At 45.8% G+C, this 21,135-nt stretch carries 20 protein-coding genes; 10 read left to right on the forward strand and 10 right to left on the reverse strand.

What is annotated here, in order from left to right; all coding sequences use genetic code 11:
* Positions 1 to 26 precede the first annotated feature (26 nt).
* Positions 27 to 1,679: a chaperonin GroEL gene (groL, locus tag ICN35_RS04765; RefSeq protein ID WP_215295780.1), complete on the reverse strand. Its 1,653-nt coding sequence runs from the start codon at positions 1,677 to 1,679 to the stop codon at positions 27 to 29.
* Positions 1,680 to 1,707: 28 nt separating this feature from the next.
* On the reverse strand, positions 1,708 to 1,998 hold the full coding sequence (locus ICN35_RS04770) for a co-chaperone GroES (RefSeq protein ID WP_215295781.1): 291 nt from the start codon (positions 1,996 to 1,998) through the stop codon (positions 1,708 to 1,710).
* A 314-nt stretch (positions 1,999 to 2,312) separates the two neighbouring features.
* Here ICN35_RS04770 and ICN35_RS04775 point away from each other — a divergent pair, with 314 nt between their 5' ends.
* Genes ICN35_RS04775 through dacB form a run of 4 tightly spaced genes read left to right on the forward strand, consistent with a single transcriptional unit; the run spans position 2,313 to position 7,781 of the window.
* A complete protein-coding gene (locus tag ICN35_RS04775) occupies positions 2,313 to 3,155 on the forward strand; it encodes a diguanylate phosphodiesterase (protein ID WP_215295782.1) in 843 nt (280 codons plus the stop codon).
* Positions 3,155 to 3,778, forward strand: a complete 624-nt coding sequence (locus tag ICN35_RS04780) for a response regulator transcription factor (RefSeq protein ID WP_215318914.1) — start codon at positions 3,155 to 3,157, stop codon at positions 3,776 to 3,778. Before ICN35_RS04775 ends, ICN35_RS04780 begins: the two co-directional genes overlap by 1 nt.
* A 5-nt stretch (positions 3,779 to 3,783) precedes the next feature.
* A complete protein-coding gene (locus ICN35_RS04785) occupies positions 3,784 to 6,201 on the forward strand; it encodes a response regulator (protein WP_216124718.1) in 2,418 nt (805 codons plus the stop codon).
* 47 nt (positions 6,202 to 6,248) lie between these two features.
* Complete coding sequence (dacB, locus tag ICN35_RS04790) at positions 6,249 to 7,781, forward strand: D-alanyl-D-alanine carboxypeptidase/D-alanyl-D-alanine-endopeptidase (protein ID WP_216124730.1); 1,533 nt, start codon at positions 6,249 to 6,251, stop codon at positions 7,779 to 7,781.
* Here the strand turns inward: dacB and ICN35_RS04795 are convergent.
* From ICN35_RS04795 to ICN35_RS04825, 7 genes are all read right to left on the reverse strand, one after another.
* Positions 7,727 to 8,824 (reverse strand): L-threonylcarbamoyladenylate synthase, encoded by a 1,098-nt coding sequence (locus ICN35_RS04795; RefSeq protein ID WP_216124735.1) that lies wholly within the window; start codon positions 8,822 to 8,824, stop codon positions 7,727 to 7,729. The two genes, dacB and ICN35_RS04795, sit on opposite strands and share 55 nt — an antisense overlap.
* Before the next feature lie 2 nt (positions 8,825 to 8,826).
* The gene (locus ICN35_RS04800) at positions 8,827 to 10,011 is read right to left on the reverse strand and encodes a 5-(carboxyamino)imidazole ribonucleotide synthase (protein WP_216124737.1); all 1,185 of its coding nucleotides are present in this window, start codon (positions 10,009 to 10,011) and stop codon (positions 8,827 to 8,829) included.
* Between the two features lie 4 nt (positions 10,012 to 10,015).
* Positions 10,016 to 10,510, reverse strand: a complete 495-nt coding sequence (gene purE, locus ICN35_RS04805; RefSeq protein ID WP_215318924.1) for a 5-(carboxyamino)imidazole ribonucleotide mutase — start codon at positions 10,508 to 10,510, stop codon at positions 10,016 to 10,018.
* A 68-nt stretch (positions 10,511 to 10,578) separates the two neighbouring features.
* Positions 10,579 to 11,472, reverse strand: coding sequence for a phosphoribosylaminoimidazolesuccinocarboxamide synthase (locus ICN35_RS04810; RefSeq protein WP_216124739.1), 894 nt, complete (start codon positions 11,470 to 11,472; stop codon positions 10,579 to 10,581).
* A gap of 7 nt (positions 11,473 to 11,479) precedes the next feature.
* On the reverse strand, positions 11,480 to 12,544 hold the full coding sequence (gene fba, locus ICN35_RS04815; RefSeq protein WP_216124741.1) for a class II fructose-bisphosphate aldolase: 1,065 nt from the start codon (positions 12,542 to 12,544) through the stop codon (positions 11,480 to 11,482).
* A gap of 52 nt (positions 12,545 to 12,596) precedes the next feature.
* Positions 12,597 to 14,033, reverse strand: coding sequence for a pyruvate kinase (gene pyk / locus ICN35_RS04820; RefSeq protein WP_215295791.1), 1,437 nt, complete (start codon positions 14,031 to 14,033; stop codon positions 12,597 to 12,599).
* A 2-nt stretch (positions 14,034 to 14,035) separates the two neighbouring features.
* Entirely contained in the window at positions 14,036 to 15,247 is a 1,212-nt protein-coding gene (locus ICN35_RS04825; RefSeq protein WP_215297500.1) for a phosphoglycerate kinase, read from the reverse strand.
* A 209-nt stretch (positions 15,248 to 15,456) separates the two neighbouring features.
* Here ICN35_RS04825 and ICN35_RS04830 point away from each other — a divergent pair, with 209 nt between their 5' ends.
* From ICN35_RS04830 to ICN35_RS04850, 5 genes are read left to right on the forward strand one after another with little or no spacing between them, the layout of a single operon-like run.
* On the forward strand, positions 15,457 to 16,380 hold the full coding sequence (locus tag ICN35_RS04830; protein ID WP_216124743.1) for a branched-chain amino acid transaminase: 924 nt from the start codon (positions 15,457 to 15,459) through the stop codon (positions 16,378 to 16,380).
* Between the two features lie 42 nt (positions 16,381 to 16,422).
* Entirely contained in the window at positions 16,423 to 16,611 is a 189-nt protein-coding gene (locus tag ICN35_RS04835) for a zinc-finger domain-containing protein (protein WP_215295793.1), read from the forward strand.
* A 51-nt stretch (positions 16,612 to 16,662) separates the two neighbouring features.
* Entirely contained in the window at positions 16,663 to 17,697 is a 1,035-nt protein-coding gene (waaF, locus tag ICN35_RS04840) for a lipopolysaccharide heptosyltransferase II (protein WP_216124745.1), read from the forward strand.
* A gap of 19 nt (positions 17,698 to 17,716) precedes the next feature.
* Positions 17,717 to 18,151: a nuclear transport factor 2 family protein gene (locus ICN35_RS04845; protein WP_216124747.1), complete on the forward strand. Its 435-nt coding sequence runs from the start codon at positions 17,717 to 17,719 to the stop codon at positions 18,149 to 18,151.
* Between the two features lie 5 nt (positions 18,152 to 18,156).
* Positions 18,157 to 18,771: a DUF2946 family protein gene (locus ICN35_RS04850; RefSeq protein ID WP_216124749.1), complete on the forward strand. Its 615-nt coding sequence runs from the start codon at positions 18,157 to 18,159 to the stop codon at positions 18,769 to 18,771.
* A gap of 16 nt (positions 18,772 to 18,787) precedes the next feature.
* On the opposite strand, the gene ICN35_RS04855 is transcribed toward ICN35_RS04850, so the two are convergent.
* Positions 18,788 to 20,491 carry a M48 family metalloprotease gene (locus tag ICN35_RS04855; protein ID WP_216124751.1) on the reverse strand — a complete coding sequence of 568 codons (1,704 nt, stop codon included), beginning with the start codon at positions 20,489 to 20,491 and terminating at the stop codon, positions 18,788 to 18,790.
* Between the two features lie 23 nt (positions 20,492 to 20,514).
* On the opposite strand from ICN35_RS04855, the gene moaC reads away from it, so the two are divergent.
* Positions 20,515 to 20,991, forward strand: coding sequence for a cyclic pyranopterin monophosphate synthase MoaC (gene moaC / locus ICN35_RS04860; RefSeq protein ID WP_215318935.1), 477 nt, complete (start codon positions 20,515 to 20,517; stop codon positions 20,989 to 20,991).
* Positions 20,992 to 21,135 lie beyond the last annotated feature (144 nt).

Raw genomic sequence — 21,135 nt, forward strand, 5'->3', positions numbered from 1 at the left:
CAGATGACCGCAGAAATGAACAGCTATTACATCATGCCGCCCATGCCACCCATACCGCCCATGCCACCCATATCAGGCATACCGCCACCAGCAGACTCATCTTTTGGTGCTTCGGAGATTGCACAGTCAGTAGTCAACAACAAACCAGCAACAGAAGCTGCATTTACTAATGCTGTCTTAGTCACCTTAGTTGGGTCAATCACACCTTGTGCAACGAGGTCACCGTATTCACCGGTAGCTGCGTTGTAGCCATTATTGCCTTTGCTTTCTTGTACGGCATTCACAACTACACCAGCATCTTCACCGGCATTGCTGACAATAGTACGAAGTGGCTCTTGCATAGCGCGCAATACGATGCTGATACCAGCGTCTTGATCAGCGTTATCGCCTTTCAAGCCTTTGATACCTTGCATCGCACGAATCAACGCAACGCCACCGCCAGGAACAATACCTTCTTCAACTGCGGCACGAGTAGCATGTAATGCGTCATCAACGCGAGCTTTCTTCTCTTTCATCTCTACTTCAGTAGCTGCACCAACACGAATCACTGCAACACCGCCTGCCAACTTCGCAACGCGCTCTTGCAATTTTTCTTTATCGTAGTCACTAGTCGCTTCGTCGATCTGAACACGAATATTTTTCACGCGAGCTTCAATCGCTTTAGCATCGCCAGCACCGTCAATAATGATGGTGTTTTCTTTGCCCACTTCGATACGCTTTGCTTGACCTAAGTGTTCAAGAGTTGTCTTCTCAAGTGTCAGGCCAATTTCTTCAGCAATAACAGTACCGCCAGTCAATATAGCGATGTCTTCTAACATTGCCTTGCGACGATCACCGAAACCTGGAGCCTTAACAGCACAAGTTTTGATGATGCCGCGAATATTATTTACAACCAAAGTTGCCAAGGCTTCACCTTCAACATCTTCAGCGATGATCAACAATGGGCGACCAGACTTAGCCACTTGCTCGAGCACTGGGAGCAAATCACGGATGTTGGCAATTTTCTTGTCAAACAAGAGAACGTATGGAGATTCCAGTACCGCTACTTGTTTTTCTGGTTGATTAATGAAGTATGGAGAGAGGTAGCCACGGTCAAACTGCATACCTTCAACCACTTCAAGCTCATCTTCTAAAGACTTGCCATCTTCAACGGTGATAACACCCTCTTTGCCTACCTTTTCCATTGCTTCTGCAATACGCTGACCAATGCTATGGTCGCTGTTTGCAGAAATAGAACCTACTTGAGCAATTTCTTTAGTAGTAGTGCATGGCTTGCTAATTTTTGCGAGCTCACCGATTGCGGCTGTCACGGCCTTGTCGATACCACGCTTCAAGTCCATCGGGTTATGACCTGAAACTACATACTTCATACCTTCACGAACGATAGATTGCGCTAAAACAGTCGCGGTAGTTGTTCCGTCACCAGCGATATCTGCAGTTTTAGAAGCAACTTCCTTCACCATCTGCGCGCCCATGTTTTGAAGCTTGTCTTTGAGTTCGATTTCTTTTGCGACAGTTACACCATCTTTAGTGATGGTTGGACCACCGAATGAACGTTCAATAACTACGTTACGACCTTTTGGCCCCAAAGTAGTTTTTACTGCGTTCGCCAGAATATTGACGCCTTCGACCATCTTGGTGCGAGCGTTATCTCCAAATACAACGTCTTTTGCTGCCATGATTAAATTCCTCTCTTAAATACCGAAATTACTTCTGTACAACAGCCATGATGTCGTCTTCACGCATCACGATGAGTTCGTCGCCATCGACCTTAACGGTTTGACCAGCATATTTGCCAAACAACACGCGCTCGCCAACTTTGACGTCGAGTGCATTTAACTTGCCAGTTTCATCGCGCTTTCCTGGGCCAACTGCCAATACTTCACCTTGATCAGGCTTTTCTGCAGCCGCGTCAGGAATGATGATTCCAGATGCAGTTTTTGATTCTTGATCTAAACGCTTGATGATTACGCGATCATGTAAGGGACGCAAATTCATCTCTTCTCCTATGTTAGTAAGTGTTAACTCATTAAAAATCTATATAAATCAATGCTTTATAATCTCCCACAAACAAACTAAAGCTAATTTACTGGAAAACCAGTTTTTTAGCACTCGCGTGTAGGGAGTGCTGATTATATAGGTCTGATTGCCAGGATTTCAAGGGCAGATCTCCATAAATTCTTTAAGGATTTAACTCTTCCCTATACTTTGGACAGGCTGGTAGGACTATTCCTACAGATAAATCAGCCCAAAGCCCTTACCGCTCCAATCCGTCCTGCCTAGACTGGACAGTCACCGATTGGAGAATGCTGATGAGCCCGAAATCCCGGCTGTACACGCTTGTAAAGGCATGGAAGAACAAACCCTTCCAAGAAGTACGCGACGCCTGTGGCGCACCCTGGCTTGGCCTAAGTGGCCAAGCTCTTGAAGAACACCAATCCTGGTCCAAGCGACAAGCGATTAGTCATGAACCCATTTTTAACTGCAAGGGAACAAAACTGACCAGCTCTTTATTTAGACCATTGCTCGCAGCCTCCGATATGCAATTACTGCGTTTATTTATGGAGGGCTTAGATACGATTTCTTACTGGTATCGAAGTGGCCGTTTTATTCCTGGCATTTTGCCCATCCCAACGCACGTCATTGCTTCGAGTGCTTATGTGGATGCTTTGAGCGACCTCATTCTCAATTCACGACTGCCAGTAGGTCTAGTGACTCTGGGTATGCAAACACTTCCAACACCAGAACTTGTGGATGACTGTAAAGAAGGCTTGCTGCGCATGCGTCGACTTGGCGTCTTACTGCACTACCTTCAATTCACAGGAAGTGGAGATCAGCTGCATTGGGTTGAAGAGATGCAGATGGAGGGAGTCCATTTGGATATGAGCGTTCTTCGCGAGCAAACACTCTCACATGATGCGCTCGCAAAAATCAGACGCTCACCATATTCACCAACACAAATTTATGCAAGCAATATAGGACTCGTTAAAGATTTAGAGAATGCCTCAGATTGGCAAATGGATCACTGCTATGGCGGCCTTATGATGGCGCCAATAAGCCGACATCAAATGCTCCAGATCAACGATAGCCGCATAGCAAAAGCCATTTTTTCGCTGCACCCTCATCAACACCTAAACCTAAACGGAGACAAGTAATGAGAAAACGCGTGATGTTGGTAGATGACCATCCAGCAATGCTGATGGCTCTTAAAAGTATGTTGCAAGACCAGTTGCTATTCGAGGTAGTGGGCCAAGCCCAGAATGGCGAGGAATGCCTTCGATCCATTAAAGAGGTCAATCCAAATATGGTCATTCTAGATTTGGATATGCCCAAAACAGATGGGTTTGATGTTATTCGACGCATTGGTCTTATGTACCCGGATGTGCGCATGTTGATTTTATCCAGCATGGATGAAGCAGTTTATGGCGGTAGAGTGCGATCTTTAGGCGGTCATGGCTTTGTCAATAAAACGGCTGGTGCTGATGTCATCTTGGCAGCTTGTGTTGCAATCTCTCAGGGTTATAACTTTTTCACCCACGGGAAAAATGGTAATAGCTCTTTAACTGATAACGACAAACTTGCCCTGATTTCAGACCGAGAATTACAAGTCATGAAATACCTTGGTAAAGGTAATACCAACCAACAAATTTCTGACATGCTTCACATCAGCAATAAAACGGTGGCTACTTACAAGACACGAGTCTTTGACAAGCTTGGTATTAATAATATTGCGGATTTGATTTTGTTCTGCCGAATGAACAATATTATCGAAAGCTAAACAGTATGCATCGATTCATCATTCGCTCTATTGTTATGTCTGGCTTAATTTCTAGTGGTGCATTACACGCCATGACCTTGAGCCCTGCAGAGCAACGGTGGATCGATGCCCATCCAGTAGTGCACTTTAGTATTCATGAAAAATATGCCCCATATCTTGAAAATCAACCAGGCCGGGGAACAGCTGGAGTTTTCAATGGATTACTCCAAAAGCTTGGGAACTTTACCCAGCAAGAATTTCGTCCAAAGTGGAGACGATCAGAGCAGGAAGGATTAAAGCAACTCTCTAGCGGTGAAGTTGACTTCATGATTGATCCACCCACCATGAATGATGACTACCTTCGCTTTGGCTCCTTATCAGAAGCTATCTTTTGGGGGCAGGATGCAGTTGTTACTAGAACAGATAGAGCAAGTAGCATGATTTCTCCAGCAAACATTGCTTACTTTGATCGCGGCTATGAAAACTCACCAATAGGATCTGACCCACAAGCCCGCGTTTCAAATCATGCAGAAAAACTCATGGTTGATCTCTTAAAAAATGATATCGAGGCATTAGTACTTCCCATTCGTTTGGCACAACAACTCATTGAGAGGCTGGATAAACCACAAGTACAGATTGATGGCTTATATCAGCGCGAGCCTTTTGCCTATCGATGGTTGGTTTCGCATGAAGATGCTGCGCTTCATGCAGTGCTCGATCGATTTCTAGATAACCTTGACCCCATAGAGTCACGTCAACTCTTTGCGCTAGAGATCAACAAGCCAGAATTCAGAAGCAATTACTGGAAGACGCTACCCTGGCTATCGACCTTAGCAATATTTTTAGGTGGAAGCTTGCTGCTATGGCAGATGCGTAAAAGACAGTTACTTCAAGAGCAAGAGGCTGCGACGCTACTCTCCTCAAAAGAACTAGCTGAAAAAGCAAACGCCGCCAAGTCCTCCTTCTTAGCAACCATGAGCCATGAAATTCGTACGCCGATGAACGCCATTCTTGGGGTACAAGAACTGCTCTTAAATAGCCAACAATTTCCTCCGCATGAAAAATCTTTACTAAAGAGCGCCCATACTTCTGCCGAATCCCTTTTAGGGATTCTCAATCAAGTATTAGATCTTTCTAAAATTGAAGCAGGTAAGCTGATCTTGAACCCAGAACCCTGCTGCCTCAATAGTTTGATCGACAATATTGATCATGCGTTCTCGGCGGTCGCTCAAAAACAAAATCTCAGACTCCATACCTCCAAGGATCCTCGGATTGCTGAAGTGCTCATGATTGATTCATTGCGCCTGCGTCAAACCTTACAAAACCTCATCAGCAATGCCATTAAATTTACCAATCATGGTGAAATTTACTTCTCCATAAGTGTTTTAGCAGATGATCATGCGGGTCAACTCATTGAATTTCGTGTAATTGATACTGGCGTAGGCATGGGTGCAGAAGAAATTCATCTTGCTCTACAAGCCTTTGAACAGATTCCAGGCAAAGGTGATCAAGAGAATGGCACTGGTCTTGGTCTAACGATTACCAATCATCTTGTCACCTCCATGAACAGCCAACTTTACTTTGAGAGCGCTCCTGGTTTTGGAAGTAATATCCATTTTTGCGTAGCCTTCCCACGTACGAGCATTGCACCATCAAAAAATCAATGTCCTACAGGTTTAACCTCTAGAAAACTCGTCTCAAAAAATCCTCGGGAGAAAGATCGGGAACTATTTGCCTTGGTGGTCGAGGATCATCCTGCAAGCAGGCAGATTATCTCCCTGCAGCTTCAAGCGCTTGGCATCCAAGTATCCGTCTGTGATAACGCCAACACAGCACTTAAGATGATTACTGAAGATGACTTTGATCTTTTAATCACAGATCAATCGATCCCGGGTATGCAGGGCTCTGAATTAGCACAAAAAATTCGAGCACTGGGTCTTAAGAATCTTGTCATCATTGGGGTAACGGCAGATATCTACGCCCTTGAATCTCGCTACCAGTTTCTAGCAGCGGGTATGAATGGTGTACTCATTAAACCCCTCAGCCTCATGAGTCTTGAAAATGAGCTCGCACGTTATTTTGACTCCAAAGAGGTAGTTCAATATGGATCGCCTTCTGAGGGAGATTACCGGTTTGATGCCTTCTCCAATCTTCTGAAAAATAATCCTGCACATATACTCGTCATACTGGATGAGATTAAAAAAGTGCATGACGAAGCTCTACTAGCGATTGACTCTGAGGCCCTCGATGAAGCGACCGTATCAAGCCTCATTCATAAGGTGAAGGGTGGCGCACAATTGCTTAATGCAAAGAAATTTATTCAATCCTGTGAATCTTTAGAAAAAGAGCAGGATCTTCAAAATAAGATCTCTTCTTTCCAAAAGCTTCTTGAGGAACAAAACCAAGCAATCAAGCGTTACCAAACAAAGTATGCTGCCCCCTAAACCTGGGGAGATTTATATTCTGGCTCTCTAGGTTTATTCTATGGTGAATGAAACAAGCCATTCACCGATTAGCTTACCTATTTTTAGCAATCCTTTGGATTGGTAACCCCCTCATCGCTCATGCTGCGAAATCGGGAAATCCTGCAATCCCTCCTGCTATTGCAGGCAGCTTAGAGCGCAATCAGATCCCACTAGATGCTATTAGCATTTCAGTAACCGAAATTGAGCAGAGTAAGTCTGGCAAGTACGAAGCCAAAACCATCCTAGACTGGCGCGCTACTGAGGCCATGAATCCCGCCTCAACCATGAAGGTGCTTACAACGCTGGCTGGCCTGGATATTCTTGGGCCACAGTATCGCTGGCGTACCAAAGTATTTACTGAAGGGTTTATTCGTAAGGGTACACTTAAAGGCAATCTCTATTTGCAAGGTAGTGGCGATCCTAAAATGATCCCCGAAGAGCTTGCCAAGCTCATGAAGAACTTGCAAGCACTGGGTATCCAAAAAATTGATGGTAATTTATTGTTTGATCGAAGCGCCTTTGCTCCCAACGTCATGGAACACAATACGATTGATGGCGAATCACTGCGTGCGTATAACGTGCCGCCAGACCCCTTGCTATACGCGTTTAGAACGCTGTCCTTTCAAATAGGCAAATCACACACGGCTGACTTCATCGATCTTAGCTATACACCTGCATTATCCCAACTCAAGGTTGTAAACCAAATGCAATTGGTTGACCGTTCCTGTGATAGCTGGAAAAGTAATATTCGCTTTAGCCTAGAACCAGAAACAGGGATCAATACAGATCGATTACTGACTGCTCAGTTCTCAGGCCCCTTTCCTAGTGGGTGTAAGGGGGTTGATTACAACGTGGTCGCTCTTGATGCCAATACCTTTCTAACACAAGGATTTACTGCAGCCTGGGAATTAGCTGGCGGCACTTGGGCAAAGCCCCCTACCGGCAAAGATGCCGTAGTCCCAATAGCCGCGAGACTTTTGCTGCAGTTCGAAGGCATCAATTTGGCCGAAGATGTACAGGATATTAATAAATACTCCAACAATGTGATGGCGCGCCAACTCTTACTCACACTAGCACTAGAAAAAATGGGTAAACCAGCAACCACTAGTAATGGGGAGCTTGTCATACAAGGTTGGCTCAAACAAAATGGTTTGGAGTTCCCTGGCTTAGTGATCGAGAATGGCTCTGGTCTATCTCGTAATGAAGCTATTTCTGCAGGGCAAATGAATCAACTATTACTAACCGCCCACAATCTACCAATTAAAGAGGTGTTTTATAACAGTCTGCCAATTGCTGGGGCAGATGGCACGATGCGAAATCGCTTAATGACGCAACTCCGTAAATTTTTACATCTTAAGAAAAAGCCTGAGGCCAGAATTAAAACGGGATCACTTGCTGATGTACGCGCAATTGCTGGCTACGTAGTGAGTAAATCTGGAAAGATGTATGCAGTAAGCTCTTTTATTAACCACCCTAATGCATGGCGTGGCTTAGATGCCCACGATCAATTGCTGTCGTGGTTATTAGAAGGTGGCCCTGAACCAAAACAAGCGCGCTGAAGTCGATCTCTAACGCCATCCCATTCCTCACCAGCAGGAGACTCCGGGAATAAAATGAGATCCCAGCCCTGCTGGTCTAGATCCCTGAGCGTACGATAGAGACGACTTGCAAAAGTAGTGGCATCACTAGATACAATTATTTCCTCAACATCAATTGAGGGATGATCTTCCAGAACCAAGGAAGACTCTGAGTCCCAGACCGCTACCGCCACTCGTGACTTAGTATCCGGGAACTCACTGAGCGCATCTAGCACTCGCCCTGGAGCATACAAGCGCAATGGAGTTGTTGGCGCGTAGTGCGCCTTGAGGTTACCTGATACTCTGGGCAGACTATCAAGGTCTTTCAATGCTTCACCGACTTGATAGACCTTGATCCCCGTCTTAGCAAAAATTGCTTTCGGAGTAATCAATCCTGGGCGAAGTAAGACAGCATGATCGCCACTTGATAAATCAATAATGGTCGACTCGATCCCCACTTCACAATCGCCACCATCAAGCACCATCAATCCTAATTCACCCTCAAACTCACTGCGAACATCAGCTGCGCTAGTGGGAGATACCTTACCAAAACGATTTGCTGACGGCGCTACAACACCGCCCTTAAATTTTCGCAATAACTCTTGAGCCACCGGATGGGCTGGTGCACGAATCGCAACGGTGTCTTGACCTCCAGTAAGATCGCTCAGAACACTCTTATCTTTTTTGAATACCAGCGTTAATGGTCCAGGCCAAAATGTATTCATGAGTTTGAGCGCATTCTCAGATAAATCTCTTACCCATGGTGATAAGACTGGGACCCAATCCACTTGAGTTTGGTCAAATTTATCTGGTGCTGCTAAATGCACAATTAAAGGATGGTTTGAAGGTCTACCTTTCATTGTGAAGATCTTCTTAATGGCCTCAGGATTTCTGGCATCTGCCCCTAAGCCATATACCGTCTCAGTAGGGAATGCAACTAATCCGCCATTACGTAAGGTTTGAACCGCTTCATCAATCACTGCAGAAGATTGCAGTGGCGCACTGTCCGACGTGTCCCTAGACATTTCTAGGGCTCGATACCTAATTCAGTAGCAACAGCTGCACAATTTTGGCGTGCTTCATTTAAAACTTCACCTAAGCAATTAATGTGTCCCATTTTTCTGCCAATACGGGGGGCTGATTTTCCATAGAGGTGCAACTTCACATCGGGATGCGCAAGCACTTTATCCCAGGCAGGTTCTTTTGCCTGATCTTCACTACCCTCGAACCAAAGATCGCCTAGAAGATTTAACATCGAAACTGGCGCCAATTGACGAGTGTCACCTAATGGCAAGCGAGCCATAGCTCTGACTTGCTGCTCAAATTGACTACTCACACAAGCATCCATGGTGTAGTGACCGGAGTTATGGGGGCGTGGTGCGATCTCATTAGCAACGATGTCACCATTCTTCAGAATGAAAAATTCAATACACAGTACGCCTACATAATCAATCTTCCGAATCAGCGCTTTGGCCGCTTCAATAATTTTCTTTTCTTGAGCAGGCTTTAAGGAAGGTGCTGGCACCGTAGAGGTATGCAAAATACCATCGCGATGAATATTTTGAGAGACAGGATAAGCAACTACCGTATCGTCATAGCCCCGGACCACTAAGGCAGAGACCTCAAAGTCTAATTCCATACGTTTTTCTAATACGCAAGGCACTTTACCTAGCTCAGCCCAGGCAGCGGGCAAGTCAGCAGCAGCAAGGACGGTGATTTGACCCTTACCGTCATAACCCATGCGAGCTGTTTTCAAAATCCCAGGGAACAGTTCTCCTGGCGTATGCGCAATATCAGCATCGCGCTCAATAACAAAGTTTGGAGCTGGCCCAATATTGGTTTCAGACTTCCAGGTAGCCAAGAAATTTTTTTCAGCAATCCGGTTCTGCGCCAAAGAAACACAGCTACTACGAGGAGCAACAAAAACGCCTAAAGATTCCAACTCATCCAATGCTTGTGCAGGAACATTTTCAAACTCAGTACTCACAGATGAGCAAAGAGATGCCATTTCCTTTAAAGCTGCAGAGTTGGTGTAATCAGCTTGGATAAATTTTTCAGCAATGGAGCCTGCGGGACTATCAGAACCCGGGTCTAGAACACAAACTTTGTAGCCCATCGCTTGAGCAGCCTGAGTAAACATCCGCCCCAATTGACCGCCACCTAATATTCCTAAATACGAACCCGGCAAAATGGGCTCCATGCGATCTGCCATGTAATTAATATCCCGGCAAATTCATAGAACGCGCGGTATCGGATTGCTTCACGCGGAACTCTTCAAGACGCTTAGCCAAATCAGCATCATGCAAGGCTAAGCCTGCAATAACGTGTAAAGCAGCGTTTGCTGCACCAGCTTCGCCAATCGCAAAGGTTGCTACAGGAACACCCTTTGGCATTTGTACGATCGAATATAAAGAGTCTTCACCACGCAAATATTTGCTGGCGACTGGAACACCATAAATCGGAATAATTGTTTTAGAGGCCAGCATACCTGGTAAGTGAGCTGCTCCACCTGCGCCAGCAATGATGGCTTGCAAGCCATTAGCTTGGGCGTTTTCAGCATACTGGAACATATCATCGGGCATGCGGTGTGCGGAGAGTACTTTTGCTTCGTGAGCAATACCAAATTGCTCAAGCATCTGAGCGGCGTGCTGCATGGTATCCCAATCTGAATTGGAACCCATCACTATTCCGACTATTGGCTTCTTGCTCATTTACCTCTCCAAATGCCCTAACTATCGAATCAATATCTATTGAGGACTCTATTATCCCTGAGTTAGGCCTACTCAGTTAAGCGACTCAGGGCTTCACGATACTTTTGAGCGGTCTTTTCAATTACTTCAGCAGGTAATTGCGGGGCAGGCGCTGTCTTAAGCCATAGCTGGCCATTTACCTGCGCAGTTTCCAGCCAATCACGCACAAACTGCTTGTCATAGGATGGTGGGTTTGAGCCCACGTAATAGGTCTCAGCTGGCCAAAAACGTGAAGAATCTGCCGTGAGAATCTCATCCATTAAAACCAATTGACCGGCATCATCCAGACCAAACTCAAACTTCGTATCGGCAATGATGATTCCGCGAGTAGCAGCATATTCAGAAGCTTCTTGATAAAGACGAATGCTGACTTCACGAATTTGATTGGCCAATTTTTCGCCAATCAACTCAATAACTTTTTCAAAGGAAATATTTTCATCATGCTCACCAACTTCAGCTTTAGCGGCAGGAGTAAAAATAGGTTCGGGTAATTTTTGGGCGTTCTCTAAACCAGCGGGCAATGCAATGCCACAAACTTTACCGGTGTCTTTGTAATCCTTCCAACCGCTACCAGCAAGATAGCCGCGCACCACTGCCTCAACTAATATAGGCTTTAAGCGCTTCGCAACTACTGCGCGCCCCTTAACTTGCTCAACTTCATCAGCTGCGACGACAGTTACAGGATCGATACCAGTCAAATGGTTTGGGATTACCTTGCTTAACTTATCAAACCAAAAGTTAGCCATTTGATTGAGGACAATACCTTTTTCTGGAATAGGCTCGCCCATCACTACATCAAACGCAGATAAGCGATCCGTTGTAATCATGAGAAGCTTGTCATCGCCCAGTGCATAGACATCACGCACCTTGCCTTTGGACAGCAAAGGCAATGACTTAATCGAAGTTGCGTATAGAGCGGGCATATTTAAATCACTTGACGATCTGAGCTAACTTGCCGCTCTTATACAGCTCAGCCATTTTTTCCAAAGGAATCGGTTTAATTTTAGAAGCTTGGCCAGCAGAACCAAATGCTTGGAAACGCGCAATACAAACTTTCTTAGCCGCTTCGCGGGCTGGCTTCAGATAATCACGTGGATCAAATTTGCTTGGGTTCTCAAACAGATAACGGCGGATAGCACCAGTCATCGCCAAACGAATATCGGTGTCAATGTTGATCTTACGAACACCATTCTTGATGCCCTCTTGAATCTCTTCAACTGGCACACCGTAGGTTTCTTTCATATCACCACCAAACTCACGAATCTCAGCGAGCAACTCTTGTGGCACGCTAGAGGAGCCATGCATTACCAGGTGGGTATTCGGAATACGCGCATGAATTTCTTTAATACGATCAATTGCCAAAATATCGCCCGTAGGTTTTTTGGTGAATTTATAGGCCCCATGACTGGTACCAATCGCAATAGCCAAGGCATCACACTGAGTTGCCTTCACAAAGTCCGCAGCCTGCTCCACATCCGTTAATAATTGCTCGCGAGTCATCTTGCCATCAGCACCATGGCCATCTTCTTTGTCGCCCTGCATAGTTTCTAAAGAACCTAATACGCCAAGCTCAGCTTCAACGGTAACGCCAATAGAGTGAGAGAACTTCACGACTTCTCTAGAAACATTTACGTTGTATTCATAACTTGCAACGGATTTGCCATCAGCCTCTAGGGAGCCATCCATCATAACGCTCGTAAACCCACTCTTGATAGCAGCCATACAGACTGCTGGGCTTTGACCATGGTCTTGATGCATCACTACTGGGATGTGGGGGTAAGCCTCAACCGCTGCAGATATCAGATGACGCAAGAAGGCTTCACCAGTATATTTACGAGCGCCAGCGGATGCTTGCATGATCACTGGAGAATCAGCCTCATTTGCAGCTTCCATAATCGCAGTCACTTGCTCTAAGTTATTGACGTTGAAAGCTGGTAAGCCATAGCCATTTTCGGCAGCATGATCCAAGAGTTGTCGTAAAGATACTAAAGCCATGATGTTCTCTTAATGTGTATTGAGTAAATAGTTAAATTTGATGAGTGGTGAATTACTTCACATGAATGATCTTGAGAGTATTGGTACCACCGGGCTCACCCATTGGCTCACCAGAAGTTAATACCACCGTATCGCCTTTTTTGACTGCCCCTAATTTCTTTAAGCATGCCTCTACTTCTTGCAAGGCAGTGTCACGATCCTTGGTGTAATCCAAGCCAATTGGCGTGACATTACGGTAAGTACTTAAGGCACGTTGAGTGGCAATCTTAGAGGTCAATGCAAAGATGGGCACATGAATATTGTGACGACTCATCCAAATTGCCGTTGAACCTGAATCAGTCAAAGCAGCAATCGCGTTTGCATTGAGGTGATGAGCGGTAAATAAAGCGCCTAAGGCAATCGTTTGATCAATCCGCGTAAAGGTTTGATCCAAGAAATCGGTATCTATTTTCACGCGATCTGACTTCTCTGCCTCCACACAGATCTCTGCCATCGCTTTGATGGTTTGAACTGGATACATGCCAGCGGCAGATTCAGCGGAAAGCATAACGGCATCAGTACCATCTAGCACTGCGTTTGCCACGTCGCTGACTTCTGCACGCGTTGGCACTGGAGCATTAATCATGGACTCCATCATTTGGGTGGCAGTGATTGTGAATTTATCGGCTTCAAGAGCCCATGCAATCATGCGTTTTTGCAAAGCTGGTACTGCGGCATTGCCAACTTCAATCGCTAGGTCACCACGGGCAACCATGATGCCATCGCTTTCAGCAATAATGCTTTTTAATGCTTCAGGCTCAATCGCTTCTGCACGCTCTACTTTAGCAATTGTTCTTACCTTACCAACGCCATACTTAGCGCTAGCAGCATCTGCTAACTTGCGCGCGTAAGCCATATCAGCACCATCTTTAGGGAAGCTGATCGCTAAAAAATCAACGCCCATTGCAATGGCTGCATCCAAGTCAGCAATATCTTTTTCAGTCAAAGCGGGTGCGGTTAAGCCACCGCCAGCACGGTTAATGCCTTTATTATTTGAGAGCGGGCCACCTTGCTCCACGAGCGTGAAAATTTCTCCGCCCTTAACGCTTTCAACACGGAGCACAACTAGACCGTCATTTAATAAAAGGCGATCGCCCGACTTCACATCGCTAGGCAGTTCTTTATAGTCGAGGCCAACACGTTCTTGATTGCCAAGCTCACAAGCCACATCGAGAATAAATTTCTCACCCTCTTTCAGCAAAATTTTACTGTCCACAAATTTGCCAACACGAATCTTTGGTCCTTGCAGATCGGCCATGATACCAACTTCTCTGCCGACCTCAGCAGAAATGCTGCGGACTAAATCGTGACGTGCCTTATGATCTGCCACGGTGCCGTGTGAAAAATTCATGCGGACCACATCAACACCCGCACGAATCATGTCGCGTAAAACTTCAGGCTTTTCTGATGCTGGCCCTAAGGTTGCAATAATTTTGGTCGCTCTAAGCATAATTAGTCTTTCGCCCTTTCGGCAAGAACTGCAAAGGCTGGGAGGGTTTTGCCTTCGAGAAATTCCAAGAAAGCGCCCCCGCCAGTTGAGATGTAATCCACTTGATTTTCAATACCATACTTGGCAATCGCTGCCAAAGTATCGCCACCACCTGCAATCGAGAATGCAGGTGAATGAGCAATTGCTGCAGCCAACATTTTCGTACCGCCACCAAACTGGTCAATCTCAAATACACCGAGAGGACCATTCCAAACGATCGTGCCAGCATGCGCAAGCATGATCGATAAACGTGCCGCCGTCTTGGGGCCAATATCCAAGATCATGTCATCTTCTGCAACTTGATCTGCAGGTACACGGTTTGCGCGAGCTAGTGGCGAGAGTTCATTCGCGACCACGACATCTTCGGGAATGGGCACATGTGCGCCACGCTTTTCCATGAGATCCATGATTTCTCGGGCCTCATTAACCAAGTCTGGCTCAGCAAGAGACTTCCCAATTGACAAGCCCTTCGCCAACATAAATGTATTCGCAATACCACCACCAACAATCAACTCATCTACTTTTTCAGAGAGTGCTTTGAGAATGGTCAACTTAGAAGACACTTTAGAGCCTGCCACAATCGCTACGAGCGGGCGCTTCGGACTTGCTAACGCACGACTCAAAGCATCTAACTCAGCCGCCATTAGTGGCCCAGCACAAGCAATCGGTGCAAACTTCGCCACCCCATTCGTGGTTGCCTCAGCACGATGTGCTGTGCCAAAGGCATCATTTACATATACATCACACAGAGCAGCAATTTTTTTTGCTAACCCATCATTATTCTTTTTTTCACCAACATTTAAACGGCAGTTTTCTAAAAGAACTATTTCACCTGGATTGACTTCAAAGCCGCCATCTACCCAATTACTAATCAAAGGTACTTTACGATTGAGTAAAGTAGCAATGCGATCCGCTACCGGAGCCAAACTATCTTCAGGCTTAAATTCACCTTCAGTGGGTCGACCTAAATGTGAAGTGACCATCACCGCTGCGCCAGCATCCAAACACATTTGTACCGCTGGCATGGATGCCCGAATACGAGTGTCTTCGGTAATATTTCCAGCCTCGTCTTGCGGCACATTGAGGTCAGCGCGAATGAAGACCCGTTTTCCCTTTAATTGGCCTGATTGGGCCAATTCGCTTAAGCGCTTAACTTTAAATAAGGATTCCGGCATGAAGATGGCTAAATATGGTGATTTATGGGAAAACTCCATTCTAAATCCTCTAGCCCTGCCACACCGAAGGACACAAGCATCTGACTCGGCAGCCTGCTCTACAATAGAGGTTTGGACGCACTTTGAGTCAAAAGGCCTAAAGCCCCCTGACCTGGCATCCCGATTAATCTGCTATTTCATATAGCCTATAGACATAAAAGGTAGAGAAAATGTCGATGTCCGACCGCGATGGCTTTATTTGGTCCGATGGGAAGCTAATTCCTTGGCGTGAGGCCAATATTCACGTTCTAACCCATAGCCTACATTACGGCATGGGCGTATTTGAAGGTATTCGTGCCTATAAAACCCCCCAAGGTACCGCAATTTTCCGCCTCCCAGAGCACGTTAAACGTCTCTTTAATGGCACCAAGATCTTCCAAATGAACATGCCTTATAGCCAGGAAGAGATCACTAAAGGCATTATTGACGTAGTGAACAGCAATAAGCTGGAATCCTGCTATATCCGCCCCATCATCTTTATTGGGTCCCAAAAACTGGGCATCTCCCCTAAAGGCAATAGTATTCACACCGCCATCGCCGCTTGGGAGTGGGGTGCTTATTTAGGCGAAGATGGCCTCAATAAAGGCATTCGCGTTAAAACCTCCTCCTTTACCCGCCACTTCGTGAATTCTTCACTTGTGCGCGCCAAAGCATCTGGCTATTACATCAACTCCATTCTGGCTAATCAAGAAGTCACCGCCAATGGATACGACGAAGCGTTATTGCTAGATACCGAGGGTTATGTTTCTGAAGGCTCCGGCGAGAATATTTTTATGATCAGTAATGGCATTGTTTACACGCCTGACTTAGCCTCCTGTCTTGACGGCATCACCCGTGGCTCGATCATTCAGATTGTGAAAGACATGGGACTTGAGTTGCGTGAAAAACGTATCACTCGCGATGAGATCTACTCTGCTGATGAAGCCTTCTTTACTGGCACCGCCGCAGAAGTGACGCCAATTCGTGAACTTGATGACCGGACGATTGGTGACGGTAAGCGCGGTCCTATCACTGAAAAAATTCAGAATACTTATTTCGATGCGGTCTATGGCAGAAGCGACAAGTACAAATCCTGGCTTACTTACGTTAAATAAGTTAAATAAGTTAAATCAAATTTAGCTAATAGGAAGTAGAACATGACTCAAGCTCAAGCAATGATGGTAGATGGTAAAGATCTACCATTACATTGCCCTACCAATAAAACGCCTGCATGGAACTCTCATCCACGGGTATTTTTGGATATCACTAAAACCGGGGAAGCAAAATGTCCGTATTGCGGCGCTGAGTACAAACTCATTCCTGGCACAGAGCCACACGGACACTAAGCCTTATCAGCACCTCCGGCTAACTCGGGGTGCTGAGTCGGGATACATCACATGCAAGGTATTCTGATCATCGCCCCTAACTGGATTGGGGATGCTGTCATGACACAGCCTTTATTGACAAGGCTTAAGGCGCAATATCCAGAATCAAAAATAGATGTACTTGCGAGCACTTGGGTTGCGCCTATTTATCGTGCCTGTCATGAAGTGAACGAAGTCATTGAAGCAAAATTTGAGCATCAGCAATTACAGTGGGGATTGCGCAAGCAGCTAGCAAAAGATCTTCAATCTAAAAACTATCAAGCCTGCTTTGTTTTACCCAATAGCTTTAAATCTGCTCTCATTCCCTGGTTGGCGAACATTCCATTCCGCATTGGGTATCGCGGTGAACTTCGTTATGGCTTAATTAATTTATCACTGGATAACCCAAGCAAAGTCAATCGCCCGCCGATGATAGAGCACTACCTCGCTCTTAGTCAGCTCTTACGAGATAAAGAAGAAAATTCATCATCCGTATTAAGACCAACACTTAATGTTTCATCTCTTGCAAAGCGGTCCGTAGAGCAAAAATTGGCGGGGGGCAACATCAATCCCAAATCTCTTTTTGTATTCTGCCCAGGCGCTGAATATGGTCCCACAAAGCGCTGGCCCACCAAGCATTTCGCCCAGCTTGCAAAAAATATTCTTGAAGAAGATGCAAACACCCAAATCATTCTTTTGGGTGGTAAAGGTGATCAAGAAATTGCACAAAATATTCAAGCAGAAACCGGCCTTCACTCGAACATACATAACTGGTGTGGCAGCACTTCTTTAGACGAAGCGATTGCTCTGATTGGTATAGCTAAGACAGTAGTAAGTAATGACTCTGGATTAATGCATATTGCAGCGGCGCTGAAAACTCCTCAGGTAGCCATTTTTGGGTCGAGCGACCCCGCGCACACTCCACCCTTGTCTGACAAGGCTAAAGTGCTTTGGCTTAATCTTCCCTGCAGCCCTTGTCACCAAAAGGTCTGTCCATTAGGACATTTACGGTGCCTTAATGAAATCCTGCCGCAGCAAGTTTTGGCTACACTGAATACCTTGCAATAAATTCCAGGAAATATGAGCCATGACCAAACTAGCCAGACTCTTTCACAATGCAGATGAGGTGGTTGAGGCTTGGCGTGATTCTCTGCGTCATCGAGACGTTAAAGGTGCATTAGACATTTGGTTGGATGATGACTCCATCACTTGCGTTCTTCCTGAGGGACATCGTCTCAGTGGTCATGCAGAAATTCGTGAAGGTTTAGAAAGACTGTTATCTAAACAAGCCTTATTTTTAGAGCCGATTGCTTGCATTAGCCACTCTATTCTTGGAGCGTCGGTGTATGACACTACAGAAGCGGTTCACCTAAGAGCAGATCAAGTCGAGGCTGAATTTTTTCTCAACATCACTTTAGTACTGTTACAAGATAGTCAAGGTTGGCGTATTGCTCACCTGCATGCTAGTCGTTCAACGGATGACACGTTTGATGCACCCTCTACTCCACACGGCTTGCATTAATTAATATGGACGAGCAAGTACTGCGCTCGCTCATTAAATGGCCCAATGTGCCAGATTGCTTTGGCTGGTTAGCCTTAGATCGCCGTGGTCAATGGCGGATGGTTGACGAATTTGCACAACAAAATAAATTACCAGGTCAAGTCATTCAGCATATTGCTTTAAATGAATTCATCTCCCGCAATTACGCGAGCGACCAATTAGGAAGATTCTTTTTCCAGAATGGTCCGCAACGGGTTTTCATTAGTCTAGCGGCAACGCCTTGGATCGTTCGTATCATCCCAAGCGAACAAGGCCAGCAACTCATGACCCAATGTCAAACGCAAATGAAACCAAGCGCTGCGCTTAGTGATGAGAATGGCAGTATCTATATTCTTGGATCGATTAAGCAAGCAATTTATCAAGACCTTAAGACCCAACAGTTTGAAGTCGAAGAACACGCTAGCATTGCCCTTTTGCATGATCATGATTTAGATCAATTTTCTGAGCTAGCCCAGCTTCGTGAAGAAGCCTGTAGTTTCGGTGGATCTTGGAATTGGCATGGCGAACAATTACCTCTAGACCCAATACATTCCGAAGAGCTAGCTAAGCGATTTGGTTTCGTTAAACAACCAAAGCCTTAACTCCAAAAACCTAAACCTACCCAGGAAGTTGTTTACCCTGCTCTTTGAGCTCGTCTTGGTATTGCCTTTGCATTTCACGAAGACGCGCATCAATGCTCGAACCTTGGTAAAAATCTGAGCCGCCGGCACTGCGAGCAATTTTGAGTTGCTCAATTGCAGATGGCCAAGCACCCTCAAGCGCATATTTCTCACCCAAAGCATAGTGACGCATAGGCACATTGTTTGCCTGATCATACGCATTTGATAGTATGCTCCACCAAACAATTTCATTTGGCTGGGATCTGGTGCGAGACTTTAGCCAAGCAATTGCATCATTAGTGCGACCCGTCTTGAGCTCGGCATTCACCATAGCTGCTCCAGCAGCGTAAGACTGAGGATAAGCACGCAATGCAGCCTGTGCAATCTGTAAAGCTTCTTCTTTTTTACCCTTAGCCAAAGCAAGCTCTGAGGCGGTAATCTCAAGAGATAGGCTTTGACGCTGAATCGGCGAGCCCGGTGCACTAGCCTTTTGCGCTAAATTGCGAGCCTGTTGTAAATCGACTTCTGCCTGATCCCATTTACCCTGACGCTGAGCAATGAGTGAAAGCCCATAAAAGCCTTCTATCTGTTTACCAATTGGTTGCTGCTTACTGAGACTATCAAAAGTATTTTTTAAGTCGTAGAGCCCACTCGAGCTACCAGCCTGCTCCATTCGAGCGCGCGCCTTAATAAAATAAAACTCAACAGCAGTTGGTACATTGCGAGAAGGAACAGTACGTGCGCGATCCTGCATATCAGCGATACGATCAGTAGTTAAAGGGTGAGTACGCACATATGCTGGTACGCCCTTATCCATAATGCCAGTCGCTTTTTGCAAACGCTGAAAAAAACCGGGGGCACCATTCACATCATATCCACTAGCATCCAAGATCTGAAAGCCAATACGATCCGCCTCACGCTCTGCATCTCTTGAATAAGACAGTTGATTATTGATTGCTGCGGCTTGACCACCCTGCATTAAGCCAGCAGCGGCCTGAGGATTGCGTGACATCGCCAATGCACCTAATACCATGCCAGCAATCGCAATCATGGTATTTGTTGTCTGCTTATCCATTTGTCTGGCTAGGTGGCGCTGCAAGACGTGACCTGTTTCATGACCCATGACTGAAGCAACTTCAGAGTCCGACTCTGCACTGACTATCAAACCAGTATGAAAACCAATAAAGCCGCCCGGTAAGGCAAACGCATTAATGCTGCTATCTTTGACCGCAAATACTTCAAAGTTATAGGCGCCGCTACCTTGTTCGTTCGCACCACCAAGTTGTAATTTTTTAGCGGCCTGTATTAAGCGGCGCTCCATTTGATTGAGATAGTCATATATAGGTAAATCATTTGAATAATCTGCGTCAGGCCTAATTTGGCGCATGATCAACTCACCGTATCTTCGCTCGTCTACCCGACTTAAAGCATCACCGCCTGGATCACCCATGTCAGGCAAAATAATCGTTGGCTGACTTTGAAGAGTATTGCGTGTTGGAGCATTAGCAGGACGGGCATCTGGAGACTGCATCGCCCGACCAATATTTTGGATGGCGGCAGAATTTCCCTCTACAGAAACATCTCCAGTAGCAGGTGCGGCATACAGAGGAGTAGTCCCAGTACAAGCCAGCCCCAGAACGAGGTGCATCGCTAAAAGACGCTGCCAAACCGAAATATTTTTAACAGACTTTATATCTTGCATCCCTATATGGTAAAACTTATCCCATGAACAAACTAACTCATTTTGATGCCAGTGGCCAAGCCCACATGGTAAATGTTGGCAATAAGCCCAATACTCATCGCATAGCAATTGCTACCGGGACTATTACGATGCTTCCGGAGACCTTTAAAATGGTTGAGGCTGGCACCCATAAAAAGGGTGATGTTTTAGGAATTGCTCGTATTGCAGGTATTCAAGCTTCCAAAAGAACTTCGGATCTGATTCCTCTGTGTCATCCACTGGCACTCACTCACGTTAACCTCGAATTTCAACCAGATCAAAAAACGAGCAGCATCGCTTGCCAAGTTAGGGCCGAAACTACGGGGCCAACGGGCGTAGAAATGGAAGCCCTCACCGCAGTCCAAGTTGCCCTTCTCACAATCTATGACATGTGCAAAGCAGTAGACCGTGGCATGGTGATGAGTGATGTCAAGCTGTTGGAAAAAAGTGGCGGTAAATCTGGGGAATGGAAGGCTGAATAATAACAGCTCCATTAAAAAGCCACCCGAATGAACTGACCCCCAAAAGTTGGACGCTATGTCCAACCAAGGGGGTTTTGTTTTATGAGCAAGTACAGCAAGCAGTTCAAGCTAAAGGTGGTTAAAGAGTTTCTAAAGTTTGGCGGT

The organism is Polynucleobacter sp. es-GGE-1, assembly GCF_018882005.1.
Taxonomy (GTDB): domain Bacteria; phylum Pseudomonadota; class Gammaproteobacteria; order Burkholderiales; family Burkholderiaceae; genus Polynucleobacter.

Bases quoted from the DNA above. Each gene is read 5' to 3' on its own strand.
- waaF (WP_216124745.1), top strand. From the start codon at position 16,663: ATGCAAGGTATTCTGATCATCGCCCCTAACTGGATTGGGGATGCTGTC.
- ICN35_RS04795 (WP_216124735.1), bottom strand. From the start codon at position 8,824: ATGTCTAGGGACACGTCGGACAGTGCGCCACTGCAATCTTCTGCAGTG.
- ICN35_RS04825 (WP_215297500.1), bottom strand. From the start codon at position 15,247: ATGCCGGAATCCTTATTTAAAGTTAAGCGCTTAAGCGAATTGGCCCAA.
- ICN35_RS04855 (WP_216124751.1), bottom strand. From the start codon at position 20,491: ATGCAAGATATAAAGTCTGTTAAAAATATTTCGGTTTGGCAGCGTCTT.
- groL (WP_215295780.1), bottom strand. From the start codon at position 1,679: ATGGCAGCAAAAGACGTTGTATTTGGAGATAACGCTCGCACCAAGATG.
- ICN35_RS04835 (WP_215295793.1), top strand. From the start codon at position 16,423: ATGACTCAAGCTCAAGCAATGATGGTAGATGGTAAAGATCTACCATTA.
- ICN35_RS04785 (WP_216124718.1), top strand. From the start codon at position 3,784: ATGCATCGATTCATCATTCGCTCTATTGTTATGTCTGGCTTAATTTCT.
- ICN35_RS04830 (WP_216124743.1), top strand. From the start codon at position 15,457: ATGTCGATGTCCGACCGCGATGGCTTTATTTGGTCCGATGGGAAGCTA.
- dacB (WP_216124730.1), top strand. From the start codon at position 6,249: ATGAAACAAGCCATTCACCGATTAGCTTACCTATTTTTAGCAATCCTT.
- ICN35_RS04850 (WP_216124749.1), top strand. From the start codon at position 18,157: ATGGACGAGCAAGTACTGCGCTCGCTCATTAAATGGCCCAATGTGCCA.
- ICN35_RS04780 (WP_215318914.1), top strand. From the start codon at position 3,155: ATGAGAAAACGCGTGATGTTGGTAGATGACCATCCAGCAATGCTGATG.
- ICN35_RS04800 (WP_216124737.1), bottom strand. From the start codon at position 10,011: ATGGCAGATCGCATGGAGCCCATTTTGCCGGGTTCGTATTTAGGAATA.
- fba (WP_216124741.1), bottom strand. From the start codon at position 12,544: ATGGCTTTAGTATCTTTACGACAACTCTTGGATCATGCTGCCGAAAAT.
- ICN35_RS04810 (WP_216124739.1), bottom strand. From the start codon at position 11,472: ATGCCCGCTCTATACGCAACTTCGATTAAGTCATTGCCTTTGCTGTCC.
- ICN35_RS04845 (WP_216124747.1), top strand. From the start codon at position 17,717: ATGACCAAACTAGCCAGACTCTTTCACAATGCAGATGAGGTGGTTGAG.
- moaC (WP_215318935.1), top strand. From the start codon at position 20,515: ATGAACAAACTAACTCATTTTGATGCCAGTGGCCAAGCCCACATGGTA.
- purE (WP_215318924.1), bottom strand. From the start codon at position 10,510: ATGAGCAAGAAGCCAATAGTCGGAATAGTGATGGGTTCCAATTCAGAT.
- ICN35_RS04770 (WP_215295781.1), bottom strand. From the start codon at position 1,998: ATGAATTTGCGTCCCTTACATGATCGCGTAATCATCAAGCGTTTAGAT.
- pyk (WP_215295791.1), bottom strand. From the start codon at position 14,033: ATGCTTAGAGCGACCAAAATTATTGCAACCTTAGGGCCAGCATCAGAA.
- ICN35_RS04775 (WP_215295782.1), top strand. From the start codon at position 2,313: ATGAGCCCGAAATCCCGGCTGTACACGCTTGTAAAGGCATGGAAGAAC.